17 protein-coding genes are annotated in these 16136 nt (G+C 47.5%); 10 read left to right on the plus strand and 7 right to left on the minus strand.

What is annotated here, in order from left to right:
- Positions 1–52: 52 nt before the first annotated feature.
- Positions 53–559 (plus strand): flavodoxin domain-containing protein, encoded by a 507-nt coding sequence (locus KNO68_RS10370; RefSeq protein ID WP_214685071.1) that lies wholly within the window; start codon positions 53–55, stop codon positions 557–559.
- Here the strand turns inward: KNO68_RS10370 and KNO68_RS10375 are convergent.
- Entirely contained in the window at positions 523–2121 is a 1599-nt protein-coding gene (locus KNO68_RS10375) for a glycoside hydrolase family 55 protein (protein WP_215112462.1), read from the minus strand. The genes KNO68_RS10370 and KNO68_RS10375 overlap by 37 nt on opposite strands.
- A gap of 261 nt (positions 2122–2382) precedes the next feature.
- Here KNO68_RS10375 and KNO68_RS10380 point away from each other — a divergent pair, with 261 nt between their 5' ends.
- The 4 genes from KNO68_RS10380 to KNO68_RS10395 all read left to right on the plus strand — a co-directional run bounded on the left by KNO68_RS10380 (position 2383) and on the right by KNO68_RS10395 (position 4181).
- Positions 2383–2583, plus strand: coding sequence for a cold-shock protein (locus KNO68_RS10380; protein ID WP_015880427.1), 201 nt, complete (start codon positions 2383–2385; stop codon positions 2581–2583).
- Positions 2584–2700: 117 nt separating this feature from the next.
- Positions 2701–3114: a pyridoxamine 5'-phosphate oxidase family protein gene (locus KNO68_RS10385; RefSeq protein WP_143404742.1), complete on the plus strand. Its 414-nt coding sequence runs from the start codon at positions 2701–2703 to the stop codon at positions 3112–3114.
- 183 nt (positions 3115–3297) lie between these two features.
- Complete coding sequence (locus tag KNO68_RS10390; protein WP_015880429.1) at positions 3298–3804, plus strand: DoxX family membrane protein; 507 nt, start codon at positions 3298–3300, stop codon at positions 3802–3804.
- Positions 3805–3884: 80 nt separating this feature from the next.
- Positions 3885–4181, plus strand: a complete 297-nt coding sequence (locus tag KNO68_RS10395; protein WP_015880430.1) for a DUF3817 domain-containing protein — start codon at positions 3885–3887, stop codon at positions 4179–4181.
- An 18-nt stretch (positions 4182–4199) separates the two neighbouring features.
- Here KNO68_RS10395 and KNO68_RS10400 read toward each other — a convergent pair whose 3' ends face one another.
- Positions 4200–5453: an MFS transporter gene (locus KNO68_RS10400; RefSeq protein WP_214813586.1), complete on the minus strand. Its 1254-nt coding sequence runs from the start codon at positions 5451–5453 to the stop codon at positions 4200–4202.
- A gap of 109 nt (positions 5454–5562) precedes the next feature.
- Between KNO68_RS10400 and KNO68_RS10405 the strand changes: the two genes are divergently transcribed.
- Positions 5563–6753: a helix-turn-helix domain-containing protein gene (locus KNO68_RS10405; RefSeq protein WP_214691330.1), complete on the plus strand. Its 1191-nt coding sequence runs from the start codon at positions 5563–5565 to the stop codon at positions 6751–6753.
- Between the two features lie 4 nt (positions 6754–6757).
- On the opposite strand, the gene KNO68_RS10410 is transcribed toward KNO68_RS10405, so the two are convergent.
- Both KNO68_RS10410 and KNO68_RS10415 read right to left on the minus strand, forming a co-directional pair.
- Positions 6758–7765, minus strand: coding sequence for a S66 family peptidase (locus KNO68_RS10410; RefSeq protein WP_215112463.1), 1008 nt, complete (start codon positions 7763–7765; stop codon positions 6758–6760).
- 63 nt (positions 7766–7828) lie between these two features.
- Positions 7829–8155, minus strand: coding sequence for a winged helix-turn-helix transcriptional regulator (locus tag KNO68_RS10415; protein ID WP_015880434.1), 327 nt, complete (start codon positions 8153–8155; stop codon positions 7829–7831).
- 106 nt (positions 8156–8261) lie between these two features.
- On the opposite strand from KNO68_RS10415, the gene KNO68_RS10420 reads away from it, so the two are divergent.
- Positions 8262–9065 carry a VOC family protein gene (locus KNO68_RS10420; protein WP_078146091.1) on the plus strand — a complete coding sequence of 268 codons (804 nt, stop codon included), beginning with the start codon at positions 8262–8264 and terminating at the stop codon, positions 9063–9065.
- A 13-nt stretch (positions 9066–9078) separates the two neighbouring features.
- Here KNO68_RS10420 and KNO68_RS10425 read toward each other — a convergent pair whose 3' ends face one another.
- Together KNO68_RS10425 and KNO68_RS10430 are read right to left on the minus strand one after the other, a co-directional pair.
- Positions 9079–10071, minus strand: coding sequence for a 5'-3' exonuclease (locus KNO68_RS10425; RefSeq protein ID WP_031424353.1), 993 nt, complete (start codon positions 10069–10071; stop codon positions 9079–9081).
- 199 nt (positions 10072–10270) lie between these two features.
- The gene (locus tag KNO68_RS10430; protein ID WP_240499772.1) at positions 10271–11593 is read right to left on the minus strand and encodes a hemolysin family protein; all 1323 of its coding nucleotides are present in this window, start codon (positions 11591–11593) and stop codon (positions 10271–10273) included.
- Between the two features lie 189 nt (positions 11594–11782).
- Between KNO68_RS10430 and KNO68_RS10435 the strand changes: the two genes are divergently transcribed.
- Positions 11783–12580 (plus strand): glucose 1-dehydrogenase, encoded by a 798-nt coding sequence (locus KNO68_RS10435; RefSeq protein WP_015880438.1) that lies wholly within the window; start codon positions 11783–11785, stop codon positions 12578–12580.
- A 33-nt stretch (positions 12581–12613) separates the two neighbouring features.
- On the opposite strand, the gene KNO68_RS10440 is transcribed toward KNO68_RS10435, so the two are convergent.
- Positions 12614–14569 carry a HAMP domain-containing sensor histidine kinase gene (locus KNO68_RS10440; RefSeq protein WP_215112464.1) on the minus strand — a complete coding sequence of 652 codons (1956 nt, stop codon included), beginning with the start codon at positions 14567–14569 and terminating at the stop codon, positions 12614–12616.
- A gap of 189 nt (positions 14570–14758) precedes the next feature.
- Here KNO68_RS10440 and KNO68_RS10445 point away from each other — a divergent pair, with 189 nt between their 5' ends.
- Both KNO68_RS10445 and KNO68_RS10450 read left to right on the plus strand, forming a co-directional pair.
- Positions 14759–15079, plus strand: a complete 321-nt coding sequence (locus KNO68_RS10445; protein WP_031424354.1) for a PadR family transcriptional regulator — start codon at positions 14759–14761, stop codon at positions 15077–15079.
- Positions 15076–16107 (plus strand): DUF4097 family beta strand repeat-containing protein, encoded by a 1032-nt coding sequence (locus tag KNO68_RS10450; RefSeq protein WP_078146094.1) that lies wholly within the window; start codon positions 15076–15078, stop codon positions 16105–16107. The genes KNO68_RS10445 and KNO68_RS10450 overlap by 4 nt, the downstream gene beginning before the upstream one ends.
- Positions 16108–16136 lie beyond the last annotated feature (29 nt).

The following is a 16136-nucleotide window of genomic DNA, read 5'->3' on the forward strand; positions in this document are numbered from 1 at the left end:
CGATGATTCGGGAATAGTGTAAGTAACGTCTGACATGAAAAGAGGGAACGACATGGGTACTTTAATCGCGTACTCTTCCAGATATGGAACGAGTGAAAAAGTGGCGGCTTTACTCGCTGAACGTCTATCGGGTGACGTTCGTGTCCAAAATATCGTAGAAGAGCCGAACGTCACGTGGGAGATGGTAGATCACGTCATCGTCGGGAGCTCAATTCGAATGGGCACGATCCAAGACGAGATGAAGGAATGGTTGACGCTTCACGAAGCACACTTGCTTGAGCATCCCCTCGCTTTATATTTGTGTGCCGGGACACCGACAGAGTCGGAACGGATTCGCGAGCTAGAAGAAGCCTATCGTGACACGCTGCGCGAACATGCCTATTTCGTCGAGGTCGTCGGGAGCGGGTACGACTTTGAACGAATGGGCTTTTTAGACAAAGCAATCGTTCGCATGATGGCCAAACAAAAAGAGAGTTCACTTCAACTCGATGACGCCAAACTGAATCAACTCGTGGAAACCGCTCAAACGTCTGAGCGCACCCGGTCTGAAAATCCTTGAGCGAGTAGATTATGCGCCTCAATCGGGCTTTTCGTGGAGATGAGTACATCTCCGCTTTTTTTCTGCCCTTCAATCTGATGAAGAGCAAGGTGTTCGAGGTGACGACCGATTTTTAGAGCGATGGGTGCAGATTCTTGGCATCGTAAGGCATCGATGGTCACTTCATCGGTGCGGTTATCTCCGCCAAATAGTTCGAGGTCGGCTCGGGCTGTGGTAAACCCGCGCACGGAGATTCGTTTCAGCTGAACGCGTCTCGACTTGTATTGAATCGCAATTGCCGGATGCTGTTCGTAATCGTAGGTCGGGTCGCCGATCGCAGTCAAACCGTGAATCAAGACGTCCTGGTAGGCCGATACGACCAGGCTTCGTGGTGAAGATTTTGTATAGAGTGAACTGCGGACTGGCTCGACGGACACTAAGTTCGTACCAGATAGGAAGCGTGCCGTCTCCGAGTTCGGATCGTCTACTAAATGATGACCAATGTGACGAAAGTTAAATGAACGATTGTCATGCACCGAAAGATGCCCGAAGATATGAACGTCGTGTGCGGCAGATGAGGTCCCATGTGCTTTTACTTCGATGCCTCCAAAGCAACCTTCCGTTCTATTGTGAACGAGTGTGACATGCCGTGATCCATCATCGATCTCAATTCCATTCGAATTTGAGAATCCGAGGGCGTGTGTTCGGCCGTGAGGATGATGACAATAACAGTTCGTGATGTAGATGGCATCACTGTGATGTGTGGTGATTCCGTCATCCCCATAATTCGTCGCCTCGAGGTGATCGAGATGGATATACCGACTGCCGTTTGCCGCGCGGAGTCCATCCCCTAAGTAATGATAGTGTGGAGACGTGATGTCGAACGCATGAAGACCGGCATTTTTAGCCGTCACATGATGCACCCATCCATACGTCACATGGGCAAACGTCAAGGCGCTCGATGTCGTGTCACCGCTCGTCGTCCGTTTCACATCGCCTAATCGTGCGACATTCCAATCGAGCGTCAGGTGGCATACCTCGATATGATGATTTCCTGCGAAAGGGGTGGCGTTTCGTAACAATCTTCGATGTCTCGGTGCACGATCGGACAGTTTGAGAATCGTGACGTCTTGTCCTGCGCCTTCGAGCACGCAGTTGGAAGGTAGACGAATCCCCCGAACGATATAAACGCCTGCTGGGACAAAGACACGACGGTTCGAGCGGATGGCGAGTCGAAAGGCGAGGGTACAATCCGTTTTTCCATCTCCGACAGCACCATAGTCCGTCACATCAACACATTGTTTCGTCGTCTGCAGTAAATTCAAATATTCGGCATCGAGCCGACGCATCCAGACGGGACGAACGATGCCGTCGACTTGCTCGAGCGGAAAGGACGTGCGGACAGGGGTGATCCGTTCCGTCAATGGAATTCGACACGGGATAGATTGTTGTTGCTCAAAGTAAGAAGCTTCCCGTGTAGCACGGTGCCATTCAAGTGTTTGCTGGATGAGGTCTTCTTCCGACCAATCGGAGTAAGAGGCAATCATCGATGCGATTGATTGTGGGTCCTTTACGTTTTTCATTATAAATCCTCCTAGCATCATCTTCTCTAGCATGTACCCGTTTCACCTTGTTTTTTAGCAATCAGAAGTATTTACTAGACAGAAACATCTAGTCGTGTTATATTCAATATGTGCTTAATTAAGAATAGCTGGAATCATAATTCACAAGTGCTTGGGATTATTTTTCATTAGATAATCCAGAGGCTTGTATTTTTTTTGGTCAAGTTTTTTCTAGTAAGGCACTACTATAACGCATAGCGTTTATTTCAGGAGGGTTCATTCATGAACACAGGTAAAGTAAAATGGTTTAACTCAGAAAAAGGTTACGGCTTCATCGAAATGGAAGGCGGAGACGACGTATTCGTACACTTCTCAGCAATCCAAGGCGACGGCTTCAAAACACTTGAAGAAGGCCAAGAAGTAACTTTCGAAATCACTGACGGAGCTCGTGGACCACAAGCTTCTAACGTTGAAAAAATCTAATCTTCCTTTCTAAGGAATATGATACCTGCTCGCGTCGGCGAGCAGGTTTTTTTGTGTTTAATCCCATAGTTTGAGGGAACAGTATACGAGCGACAAATCATGAAGGAGGAATTTGGAATGAGTGCAAAAGACACAGCGTTAAAGATTCTAGATGCAAGTAATGTCGGGACGATGGCGACCGTGTATAAGGTGAAACCCCACAGTCGTTACATGACATTTTTCCATGATGATTTCACACTCTACACGGCAACCTCTAACGACACAGATAAAGTAGAAGAGTTAGAAAAGAATCCATATACGCATATTTTAATCGGCTATGATGGAGATGGCGTGGGCGACACTTACTTAGAGATCCTCGGTAAAGCGACCGTGTCGGATGATGAATCGATGAAAGAGAAAGTATGGAACGAGAAACTCGAAGGATGGTTCGATGGTCCGGACGATCCAAAGCTTGTCATCCTAAAAATCGAACCGGAATCGATGCGCGTGATGAACAAGAAAGGTCAACCGCCACAAGAAGTGACACTATAATCTCCTCAAAGACACCTAAATTAGGTGTCTTTTTTTGTGGATGAATGTGAATAGAATATGGCGTACATATGGACGAATCATGAACAAAGGAAAATACATATGTGAAATAGTGAACATGAATGGTATATTGTGAATGTAATCACATTATATAATTATTTAACTTCTTGAAAGGGAGGAATTATGATGTTCACGAAATTTTGGCAAAATCATAATGTCGCTACAGCGATCTTGACGGTGTTACGTGTATGGCTCGGTTATCATTGGTTAACGGCAGGATGGGGGAAAATCACGGGAGGTTTTGGAACAGAAGGGTTCTTGAATAACGCGGTGACACTCGCTTCTGGAGAACATCCGGCCGTCGCTGGATGGTGGGCTGCATTCCTCGAAAACTTTGCGATCCCAAACGCCGGGCTATTCGATGTCTTGATTCCTTACGGTGAATTCTTGGTAGGCTTAGGATTATTGCTCGGTGCCCTCACACGTAGCGCAGCGTTCTTCGGACTCGTCATGAACATGGCGTTCTTACTATCAGGAACAGTCAGTACGAACCCAACGATGTTGATCGTATCTGTCTTGATTTTAGTTGCCGGTCATAACGCTGGAAAAATTGGGGTCGACGGGTTGTTCCTTCGCCGTTTTGTCGACACGAAAGTATTGCATCGTTCACCAAATCGTCAAATAGCCTCGTAACTTTTATGCGTTCTCTTGTGACAAACCTCTCACGTTTCGGCTACGATAGACATAGCCTACAGAAATAAAGGAGAACGCATATGACTACGACTCATTTTAAATGGCTTGGCTACACAGAAGGTGTATCCTTCTTGTTGTTACTGTTCATCGCGATGCCGTTGAAATATATGGCCGGCATTCCACTCGCGGTCAGTATCGTTGGTGCAGCACATGGTTTCTTATTTGTGGCCTATGTGCTCGCGGCGATCTACATGGCATGGCGCTTGCGCTGGGGATTCAAAGTTTTGACGCTTGCTGTCATGGCGTCCGTCATCCCATTCGGACCATTCTTATTAGAAAAACGGGTACTCCCGTCAACAGAGAAGACATCGAACTGATTCGTTCGATGTCTTTTTTTATGATACGCGATCCATTGACTGAGCTGAATCTCGTTCTGCTCGAATGTCTTGACGTATTCGGTACGTGAGGACGAACGTGCAGATGAGTAGACCCACCATGCAAGCGGTGTAGAGATGGGCAACAGAGACGAGATCACTCAATACCCCGAATAGGATGAATCCAATCGGCGTAATCCCCATCGCGAGTGATTCGAGCACACCGATGACGCGCCCTAAATAGTTCGGATCCGTATTCGTTTGGAGGAACAATTGAATCGGGATGTTGACACGTACGATCAAGAAACCACTCAATAAAGCGAAGACCGCGAAAAAGAAAATTGACGTGAGGACGTTGAAGTGAAAATATAATGGAATGGCGGGTCCGACGAACAGAACGCTAAGAATGGTCAACGCGGATCGCATCGTTGCTAAGCGATGTTTGATTTTGAATAACGGTAAGGCATGAAGTAAGGAAGCGACTAAAAAACCAATGGCGACCATGCTTTCAAGGAGTCCGAATTGAAACGGGGACACACCGACTTCCTGTAACGCTGCAATCGGGAACAACACTTCCGATGCGACGAAGAAGAAGTTCAAAAATGCGGCGAGGACAGCAACTGTCCACAAGACTCTTTGTTGTTTCAAGTAAGACAGACCGGACCGTACGTCTTCCCAAGTCGATTGTTCGGTGGGTGCGACCTCTTTCTGATGAAATTTAAGTCGAGAGGCGAGAAGTGCGGCAATCATAAAGAATAGAGCTGAACTGAACAAAAAGACAGGAATCGGTATAAGCTTAAACAGTGCCCCGGCAAGAAGCGGGGTACCGATGCTTGAGATGGAGATGATACTTTGAATGAGAGAGTTGGCGCGTTGCAGTTCATCTTCCTCAAATAAAAGAGGAATCGAACTTGATAACGTGACCGATAAGAAAGTGGAAACGATCGCTAAGAAGAATGTGATGACGTAAAAAGCGGGTGCTTCAAACGTCCAAAGTAAGCTTCCAACACCTGCGAGTAAAAATAATCCTCCGTTCAAAGACTCCATCCTAATGATGACTCGCTTTCGGTCAAGTTTGTCTGCATAAGCGCCGGCGAATGGGGATAGAAGCACACGGGGTAATGTACCTGCGAGGAGAACGAAGGCGAATTGGAGCCCAGATCCGGTCGTCGTCAACACCGTGAGTCCCGCCACAAACGTAAATAAGTTGGATGCGAATAACGACATGAATTTACCGAGCAGTAAAATTGATAGATTTGAAGAGAGAAACTTCATAGAAACACTCCTTTGCAAATTAGTTAAATGTGATTTAACATTATCATAAAGGCAACGAAGTGAATTGTAAATATAAAGTTCAATATAATTTAACTTTTAGAGGTGACATATGATTGGTGAGCGCATTAAAGCATTGCGAAAACAGAAAAAAATGACTCAGACGCAGCTGGCGGAAGGGATTGTCACAAAATCGATGCTCAGTATGATTGAGAACGGAAAAGCAGAGGCATCGATGCGCAGTTTACGAGAACTTGCCAGTCGATTAGATGTCTCGATGCAACAATTATTGACCGATCCAAAAGAGGTCGAACTACAGTCGCTGGTGGAAAAGCTAGAATTTGAGGAGATGCAACTTATTTCACTACCGGATCAAAAAATTCGGGAAATGCTCAAGCCTTACTTACAGGAAGAAATGAACTCCGTGTGGCAAGGAAAAGCATATATGCTGTACGGTGATACGTACTTTCAAGAGGGCGAGAATGAGAGAGTACTAGCTTACTATGACCGCGCGATTGAGATTTTTGAGAAGCTAGGTGAGTCCGAAGAATTGGCGATGGGACGAATTAGCCAGGCTTATTATTTATTGATGTGGAACCGCTACGAGGAATCGATTGAACGGATTGAAGCGATAGAACTACTTGATGCAAAATATATGAAAACAAAGACACGAACTGAATATGCCATGTTAATTGTATTTAAGAATCTTCTTTGTGATGAGGATTTAGAAGGGGCAATTCGACAGCTTGAAGACGTGCTCGAGTATATGACACGGACAAGAATCTACTACCGTGCGGACGACGTGTATCGCACCATTTCGATTTGCGCGCTCTATTTGAACGATGAGAAGAAAATTCATGAGTCGTTACAAAAGGCGAAGCAATATATTCAATTCACGGAAGATCGTTTGGCTGAAATCAAAGTGGCACTTTCTGAAGCGCTCTATGCGATGGAATATCGACATGTCAAACTATTAGGAAAGAACATCAAATTGATGGAATCTCTCACGACAGATGTCGAACCATTTATTGCAGCGATTTCGATGGCGAAAGGTGTGTACTACGCTTTTCGAGGGGAAACGGAAATGGGAAGAGAGTGTTTATTGGCATTATGGGAAAACAGAGATGAGTGGAAAACACATAGCTTAGTCGATATCGCGATTTACTACGAAGGTTTATTAAGGGGAACATTGAACGGATGTGGGGATGACTGGGTGCCAGTCATCGAAGAACAAGTAGCTGAATTCCCGCAAGGACTGTTTCGCAAACGTTTAGAGACATTGCTACAACAAATCAAGGGCTGACGAATCAGCCCTTGAACGTTTGAATCAATGTTCCTTTGCCATGCTCGACTTGTACAGAAGCGTGGGCCCCATTGACGAGTGTCATCTGAGGGGGTACGTGTCCGCAATCGATATCAAAAAAGATAGGAACTTCTAACATATGATGAAGCTCCTCGTATACCATTTCGACCGTATAGTCTTGATGCACAGAGGGGGCGTCACTCCGTCCGAACAGAATACCAGACGTATGATCGAACCAACCGGCCCACTTCATTTGAAGGAGGGTCCTTTTTAATGCTGGGACGTTCAGCTCAGCGTTCTCAAAATACCAAAGAATCGGTTCATCGTTCAGGTGATCGCGTTGGAACGTCTTGACGTCTCCATACGGTGTCCCGATTGTATGTAAGAGCACATCGAGACATCCACCGAGCAAGCGCCCCGTTGCGTTTTGACTACCGATCGCTTTCCATTCGGTCGTCTCCGTCAGATGAAACAGATGTGGCGTCGGATTATCATGCTGCCATTCGTTTTGGAACTTCTCGGACGAGCGTTGGATGACCGTCTCGTCGGTCCGCGTCGACAACACATCGAGCCAGCGTGAACTCGTCTCGTCCCACACATCGGCACGCAAATCGACCAGGTTCGGACCATGGGCCGAGGCGATTCCGGTTTTTAATGTATAGACGAAGAGTAACAAACTCGTATCTGAATAACCGAGCATCCATTTTGCGGGCAAGGACTGCCACTCGATGTGATTAAGGATTTCCATTAAGAGTTCCCCACCCCAGGGCGGAATGATCAAGTCGACTTTGTCATCTTGAAGTAGAGATGTCAGTTCATGTGCACGGATCCGAGCCGGAGCGGATTTCCCAAATCGTTGTTTCCACGCATTCGGAGTGAATTGCAACGTGAACCCTCGATCGGAAAACTTCTGTTCCGCTTGATGCAATAAATGGTGTAATTCTTCTGGTATACCTGACGAAGGGGCGGTGACACCGATTTGATAACCGGTTAACTGTGGATAACGAATCATGACAACCTCCTGTGGATAAGTGATGTGTTCAATAGAGAAAATGGGTTATCCACATGTGGACAACTAATTAGAGCGCATCCGTTCGGCATGACGCATTCCCCATTCGTTCATCGCTTCGAGAATCGGGATCAGTGTTTTTCCGTACTCACTTAAACGATAATCGACACGGGGCGGAACTTCTGGATAGACGGTCCGGATGACGATATCCTGTTCTTCTAAGTCGCGGAGTTGTGCGGTCAATATCTTTTGGCTGATTTTTGGTAACGCGCGTTTCAACTCACTGAAACGCAATGTATCTCCATTGATCAACACGAGGAGGATGGAATGTTTCCATTTTCCTGTAATCAGTTCGAGTGCCGTATCGACTTCACAGCTTGTTATGTTAGTCACGTCGCTCTTCCTTTCCAATAGTATCGTTGAAGTAACTATACCACCTTTTTGTGCCTACTTCTGTAACATCGACCGAGCGGGTATAGTGAAGGTGAGGTGATAATATATGAAAATCGAAAAAATCGAACTCGGTCCGGTAACGCTTCGAGTCCGTGACATTGAACAGATGACACGATTTTACGTAGACGTGATTGGGATGAGTATTTTAGAAGAGAGCGAAGAGCTCATTACACTCGGTACGAAGGAACGTCCGCTTGTCATCTTGCACAGTGTCCCGCAAGCGAAAACCAATCCACGGGCGGCAGGCTTGTTCCATTTAGCTATTCTGTTCCCGAACCGTGTAGAGTTAGGAAGCATGTTGGCACATCTCATTGAGCGACGCATCGAAGTGGGGCAAGGCGACCATCTCGTGAGTGAAGCCTTCTACTTGAGCGATCCAGAAGGAAACGGGATTGAATTGTATGCCGACCGCCCGAAGGACCAATGGACGTACGAGGCAAACGGCCATGTGAAAATGGCGACCGAGCCTGTCGACTATGAATCGATGCTTCAAGCGGCAGCCAATCGGTCGTTTACTGGTTTACCGATCGGAACGATGATGGGGCACGTGCATTTTAAAGTACGCTCAATCGAGGCGGCGAAACGTTTTTATCATGATCGGCTTGGCTTCTCCATTACGACGGATTCTTATCCAGGCGCACTTTTCCTAGCAGCTGATGGCTACCACCATCACATCGGAACGAACGTGTGGGCCCGTCCGAGCGATCCTGTGGGAATGGAGACCGGAATCGAAGCATGGACGCTTCTCGTCAATGAAGAGACGAACCAGGCGTTAGGCGGAACATCGTTTGAATGGTCGTTGACCGATGAAGACGGGATTACCGTGCATATTAAAAGAACGAACGCTTGAGCGTTCGTTCTTTTTAACGTGCGGATGTTTTCTTCTGACCTGCGTTAAACGAGAGACGAAGTCCGCGTTTTTGATACGCTTGCTCGACTCGTTTTGGGTTGAGGCTGAGCTCGAGATGAGCCAACTTCAAATGTTCAAGTGCCGGCACCGTGACATCGAGTCGAACGAGCTCCATGTTGCGCTCTGCTTTTTTGCGTGTTCGTCTCAAGTTACGGGGCACCTCCTCTGACGTCAGTGCCGCGATCGTTTCATTTACTTGTTGTCGTTTTTCACCTTTGATGCTCAAGGCAGAATACAGCTTATCGAGCGAACCGAATCGTTTGATGAGTTGAACCGATTGGCTTTCGTCGAGCCCGGCAACTGGAGGGATTCCGTCAGAACGGTCTCCTGTCAATGCTTTGACGGCTGACAGTTGCTTCGGTTTCAATCCTTCGTATAACGCTGCAATCTCTTCTGGTCGAATTTCTAAATGACGCTTGAGCGGCAACGGACGATTATCACGAATGTCACAACGAGCCTGCATTTGCTGAAGCTCCTGTGTCTGTAACCAAACGGTGATTCGTGGACTGACAAGCTGTAACAAGTCTTTGTCTTTTGTCATGATGACGACAGGGGCACTGCAACTGAATTTACGGGCGATGTGGGCAATCAAGTCTTCCCCTTCATACCCTTCTACTTGGAATTGTGGGATTCCACTATCCTCAAGCAGTTGGCGCATGAGTTCCATCTGCGCTTTCAATTCAGGCGGTGTTTGACGTCTGCGACGTTTGTAGCCCGGGTACAGTTCTCGACGCCATAATGTTTCACGTGAGACGTCCCAGACGACGACAAAATGAGTCGGACGATGTCTGCGTAGAATCGTCCGGATGAGGCCGGTCATTCCGATGACGGCACTCCGATCGTTTTTAGATACCTCGCGTCCTTTTTTCGTTCGGCTCGCGGCGGCACCATAATAAGCACTGGCCAGCATGGAGTTACCGTCAATCAAAAATAGTTTGCGTTCCATGCGTAACCTTCTTTCTATTTCTTTCTGTTTAAACCGAACATCTCGCCATGTTTCGGTGATGTTGTGTCATTGAGTGGGTGACACTCAAATAAGCAACATATGTGCAGTATATCACGGGAAGAGGCGAAAATATAGCGACAGTTCGGTGCAAACGTGAAAAACCCTTCTCCATATTTTAGAGAAGGGTTTGAAAGATGCATCATTCAGACAGTGGTTCTTCCTCTTGATGAGAGGCGAGAATCAAGTCGACGAAGACGATGCGGTGGTTATCGACTTCACTGACAATCAGTTCATGGTTGCCAGGTAGAAGGAAGCGTTCCCCCGTTCGCGCATTCGCTTTTTGTGATAAAACGAAACCACCGACCGTATCGACGTCATCCTCGATTTCGATGCCGAACCGTTCCTCCAGTTCTTGCGTTAAAACGAGTCCTGAAAGGCGGTAATGTTTCGGAGCGACTTCTGTAATTTCAGCCTGCTCATCTCGATCGAACTCGTCTCGAATCTCGCCGACGATTTCTTCTAAAATGTCTTCAATCGTCAACAGTCCTGCCGTCCCACCATACTCATCGATGACGAGACACATCATCGTCTGCGCGTTTTGCATCTTCACCATCGCTTCTTGAAGTGGTGTGAACTCGGTGACGAGCGGCAATTGATGAATGAACGACTCGAACGGTGCATCATTTTTTGAAAGTTGGGCAGTGAAGAGTTGTTTCGCATTCACGAATCCGAGAACGTCATCGCGATCGCCATCTCGTGTGACGGGATAACGCGTATACTGGTGCTCTTCCACTACGGCGATGATCTCTTCGATCGTATCTTCTTCATCGATTGTCACCATGTTCATTCGTGGTACCATGGCATCTTTGGCGATCCGTTCGTCAAAGGAGAAGATATTTTGAACATATGCCAATTCGTTTTCGTTAATCTCACCACTACGGAAACTTTCCGTCATAATGATTTTCAATTCTTCTTCAGAGTGTGCCGTTTCCTGCGCTGTCGTCTGTACCCCGAATAAACGGAGTGTGATTCGAGCCATACTGTTCAATGCTCGAATAAACGGATAGAAGATTTTTGTGAAGACGTAGAGCGGACGTGCGACGAGCAGCGTCAACTTCTCCGCTTCGTGAACCGCGAGCGTTTTTGGCACGAGTTCACCGATGACGACATGGACGAACGCAATCAATAAGAAGGCGATCAAAAACGACAAGAATGTCACGAGAGAAGGCGATATGTTCAATTGTTCGACCAATGTGTGGATATACGTTTCGATTTGATCGGCACCAATCCACCCAAGACCGAGTGCAGAAAGCGTGATTCCGAACTGTGAGGCAGAAAGGGAGTCGTCGATATTCTCGATGACTTTTTTCGCGCTGACCGCTTTCTTATTTCCTTCGAGCACGAGCTGGTCGAGTCGAGCGCCACGCACTTTCACAATTGAAAATTCGGCTGCCACAAAAAAGGCAGTCAAAAAGATTAAAAGTGCGACGACGAGTAAGCTGAGTAACATGGGACTGTCCAACAATTCCCCCTAAAATCGGGGAGTCACCTCCATTGAGTATAAGATCAAACGTCTTTCAGGCGTTTCCTGAAAACGAATAGTTTGTTTCAGTATAGTTGATTTGTTTCAAATATTCAAAATGCAGCCAATCATGTTTGATGAAGAGGGGAATGCGGGAACTAAACCCGAGAAGATGAAGGAGGAATTGACATGGCAAACTATCCAGAGTTAAAAGGTAAGGTCGCGGTCATCACGGGCAGCTCGAAGGGGCTCGGTCGTGCCATCGGGGAACGTTACGCAAAAGAAGGGATGAGCGTTGTCCTGAATTACCGCAGCAGTGAAAAAGAGATGGAGGAAGTCATCCGTGGCATCGAGGCAGCTGGTGGGAAAGCCGTCGCCGTGAAAGGGGACGTCGCAGAAGAAGGACTCGCGGAGAAGATGATTGAGAAAGCCATCTCTGAGTTTGGAAAGATGGATATTTTCGTGAATAACGCCGGCGTTCAAGTCGAGGCAAAAACGCATGAAATGGAGTTTGATAACTGGAAGCAGATTATCGACGTCAACTTGAACGGGACGTTCCTTGGTGTCCGTGCTGCTTTAAAATACTTCGTGGAGCATGAAATCGAGGGGAACATCATCAATATGTCTTCTGTTCACGAAGTCATCCCACGTCCAGGTTATACACATTACGCAGCCAGCAAGGGTGGCGTGAAAATGTTCACGAAATCCGTCGCACTCGAATATGCACCGAACCATATTCGTGTCAATGCGATCGCACCTGGGGCGATTGATACACCAATCAACGAAGAGACGATGAGCGACCCGGAAGAGAAGAAGGGATTAGAAGCGCTTATCCCATCTCACGTCATCGGGAAGCCGGAACAAATCGCAGCCGTTGCCGCTTGGCTCGCGTCGGATGAGTCGTCCTATGTGACGGGGACAACCATCTTTGCGGACGGTGGGCTTTCGCTCTATCCGTCATTTGGTCCAGAGAACAAAGTCCAATAAACAAGAGGGTGCGATGATGCACCCTCTTTTCGTTTAGCTACTCATTTGATTGGTCATATCCGACTTGGGAAGGCTGACAGTGAAAATGGAGCCTTTGCCGATGTTTGAGGTAGCGTGAATCGTTCCACCGTGACCTTCAGCGATTTCTTTACAAATCGCGAGACCGAGACCGGTCCCTCCAATTTTTCGACTGGCGGAATTGTCGACGCGATAAAACTTGTCAAACAATTTTGGTAGCGCGGTTTGGGGAATCCCGATGCCGTGATCTTCAATTGAAATGTCAATCCAATCCGGTCGTTCACATGTGACACGGACATGGACTTCGCCACCACGAGGCGAATACTTCACGGCGTTGTGCAGGAGGTTCATGAAGAGTTGATTGAGTCGCGTCCGGTCTCCGTATACATAGACGTCTTCCGTGCAATCAAACGTGATGTGATGATGTTGGCTTGAGCCTTGATGCACCGAAATCGCTTGCTCAAGAATAGCGGACAGACGCTCTGGTTCGTTATGGTACGTCTGTTGTCCAGACTCCATCCGTTGTACATCGAGCAAGTTCGAAATCAAGTCTTCAAGACGTAATGTCTCTTGATGAATCATTCCTAAATATTTTTCGGAACGTTCAGATGAAAGTTTTCGGAAACGAAGAAGTTCAGTGAATCCAATGATACTTGTGAGCGGAGTCCGGAGTTCGTGAGAGACGGTCGAAACGAGTTCGGTTTTCAGACGGTCGACTTCGGTCTCGTGCGTCACGTCACGGAAAACGAGCATCGTCCCATGACGTGTCCCTCGCAAGTAAATCTTCTCCGCATACATTTGAATGAAGCGCTCTTCCTGATTCATCGAGAACGTGACGCTCTCTTCTTTACACTGTCCATCGAATGATCGTTCCATGAACGCGAAAAAGGCATCCTTTTGGTCGACCTGCAGTCCGAGCTCCTCAAGGCTAGCGTCTAAACGGTATAAATCGACTTCATTTCGCTGCGTAATCGGTTGATTGAATAAGACGAACAACGCTTGGTTTGCTACTTTCTCACTTGTTGCGTGTTCGACATAGATGACGGCATCGCGAATCGAGTGAAGGAGGCGCGCTGTCTTCTCACGCTCCTCTTCAATCCGATAGCGTTGTGCCGTGAGAGATGTAGCCATTTGCCGGAATGATGTTGTCAATTGCCCGACTTCATTTTTAGATTGGGCGGCCGCCGGTGTCATCGGCTGTCGCTCTCCGGCAAGGCGCTTGCTGTTTTCAATCAACTCTTGCAGTTGACCCGTTAAGCGTCTCACATATGGACGGGCGACGATAAAGAGAATGAAGAGGACACCGAGTAAAGAGAGGAGCCAAAAGGCCTGTGCCCACTTCGTATGGGTCGCAAGCTGAGCACGGAGCGCATCCTCTTCTGCGTTCAGTGAGTTCCGGTATTCCGTGAAGACGCTCTCCATATCGACGATGCTCGCACTCATATCTGCGGCACTTTTTGAATTGATTTTGAATTTACGATCTGCCGGTGGCTCTTGTTGTGGATTCACTTTCCCGAGCGTCGGCATCTTTAAGAAGGGTTCGGTTACACTACCGTCCCGTTTTCGTGCTACATAACGTTCGAGACTCGGCATGACACGTTCCTGATACGCGACAAACAGCGTACGTGCATCGCTCGCGTACGTTTTTTCTTTCTCGGTCACTGCGTTCTGTTCGAACCAAGAGGTCTGTTCGTCAATCAAGACTTGTTTATCTTGCACACGTTCTAACATCGCGTCATCCCCAAGGAGGACATATCCGCGCATTTCATATTGCATCGACTGCCATGTCTCGAACAACTCGGTCGCATTCGTGCGTCGTTCACTGATGTTCTCGAGCGATGACGTCGTCTGTTCGATTTGGTTTTCCGTATACACATATACGGCAAGCGACGTGAGGAGGATCAGTCCGATGAATAAGTAGAAGACGAATAAAAATTGTCTCCCGATCCGTTGGTCAATCCATGACTTCATAAAGACCGTTCCTTCCTAGAATGATGAACATTCCGACTGTGACTAATATCCTACGAGTGTCGTTCTTTCATTGTACAGATTCAACTCTTCAGATGCTAGATATTGAGAAATCAAGGAAATGAACGCTATTGTTTATTGAACAGTAGTGGATAGTATGCTATTGTTCTATGTATAGTAGGGGGTGGGATGATGAATCCTCAATTCAAAAAGGGCGTACTTAACCTGTGTGTGTTAGCACTCGTCGCGGAACAAGACCGCTATGGGTATGAGCTCGTTCAGGCGATTTCGGCCAAAGTGGCCATTTCAGAAGGTGCGGTCTATCCGTTGTTGCGTCGATTGACGACAGAGGGCTATTTCACGACGTATTTAATGGAGTCTGGAGAAGGACCTCCACGGAAGTACTATCAAATTACGGAACAGGGCCGCAAACACTTAGTTGAATTGCGAACGGAATGGAACGTATTCACAAACGGTGTCAATGACTTAATCCGAGGGGGAGACGACAGATGAATGAAGAACAGTACTTGTCAGAGCTCGAACAATTATTGATGAACGTGAAGGTGAAAGATCGGCTTGATATTTTACGAGACGTATCGGAATATTTCACGAGTGGTCGATTAGAAGGAAGAAGTGACGAAGAATTGGCACGTGAGTTAGGGGAACCGAGAATACTCGCATCGGAATTGCTCGCCTCTGTCGATATTGAAGAATCGGTCTCGACGCGACCGCCTGCGGTGGTCAAAAGTTCGAACGTAGCCTTCCAAAGCGTCCTCATTCAAGTTCAAAATGCGCAAGTGTTCGTCACCCCATCACAAGACGGTTATGCGTATGCGACGCTTGAGACGGAGACCGATCATGGGGTCGTGATGGATATCGTCGGGGACACCCTAGAGATACGGATTGAATCCGAACGTCGTTTCGGTCTTTCGGACCTGTTTTCATGGTTCGGGTCAAAGGCACCTGTACTTCGGGTTGAATTGCCTCATCACGCCTATCATCAGATTCAATTGAAAAATCGTCACGGTTCGAGTGATGTACAAGATCTCCAAGCGGAACGCTTCCACGTGGAGAGTGAGAACGGTCGAATCGTCGCACATCACATTCAAGCACGTCATGGTGTCCTGCGCACATCGAACGGAAAAGTGCTCGCATCAAGCTGTCACGGGCACGATTGGGAGCTTCATTCCTCAAACGGTCGTGTCGAAGCGAAACATTCTCAGCTTGAGCGGATCAACATCCATTCCTCGAACGGTCGAATCGATGTCGATCACGTCACGGGAGCGGTCGATGCCAAAACTTCTAATGGACGGATAGACTGTTCCGTACAAGCGATTCAAGCACCGATTCGCTTGAAGACGAACAACGGGAAGATTGACTTACATGTCGATGAACGTCCGGAAGATGTGACGATTCGTGCGAAGTCACGAAACGGGAAAGTTGATGTGTTGGGAGAGCGGTCGAAAGAGTGCGTATTTGGAGACGGATCGATTGAAGTGAAATTAACGAGCTCAAATGGGAGCGTCACCGTATCAGGATGAACATAGCCCCTCCATCGATCGATGGAGGG

Origin of the sequence: Exiguobacterium sp. s75 (assembly GCF_018617145.1) — a bacterium.
Classification (GTDB): Bacteria; Bacillota; Bacilli; order Exiguobacteriales; family Exiguobacteriaceae; genus Exiguobacterium; species Exiguobacterium profundum.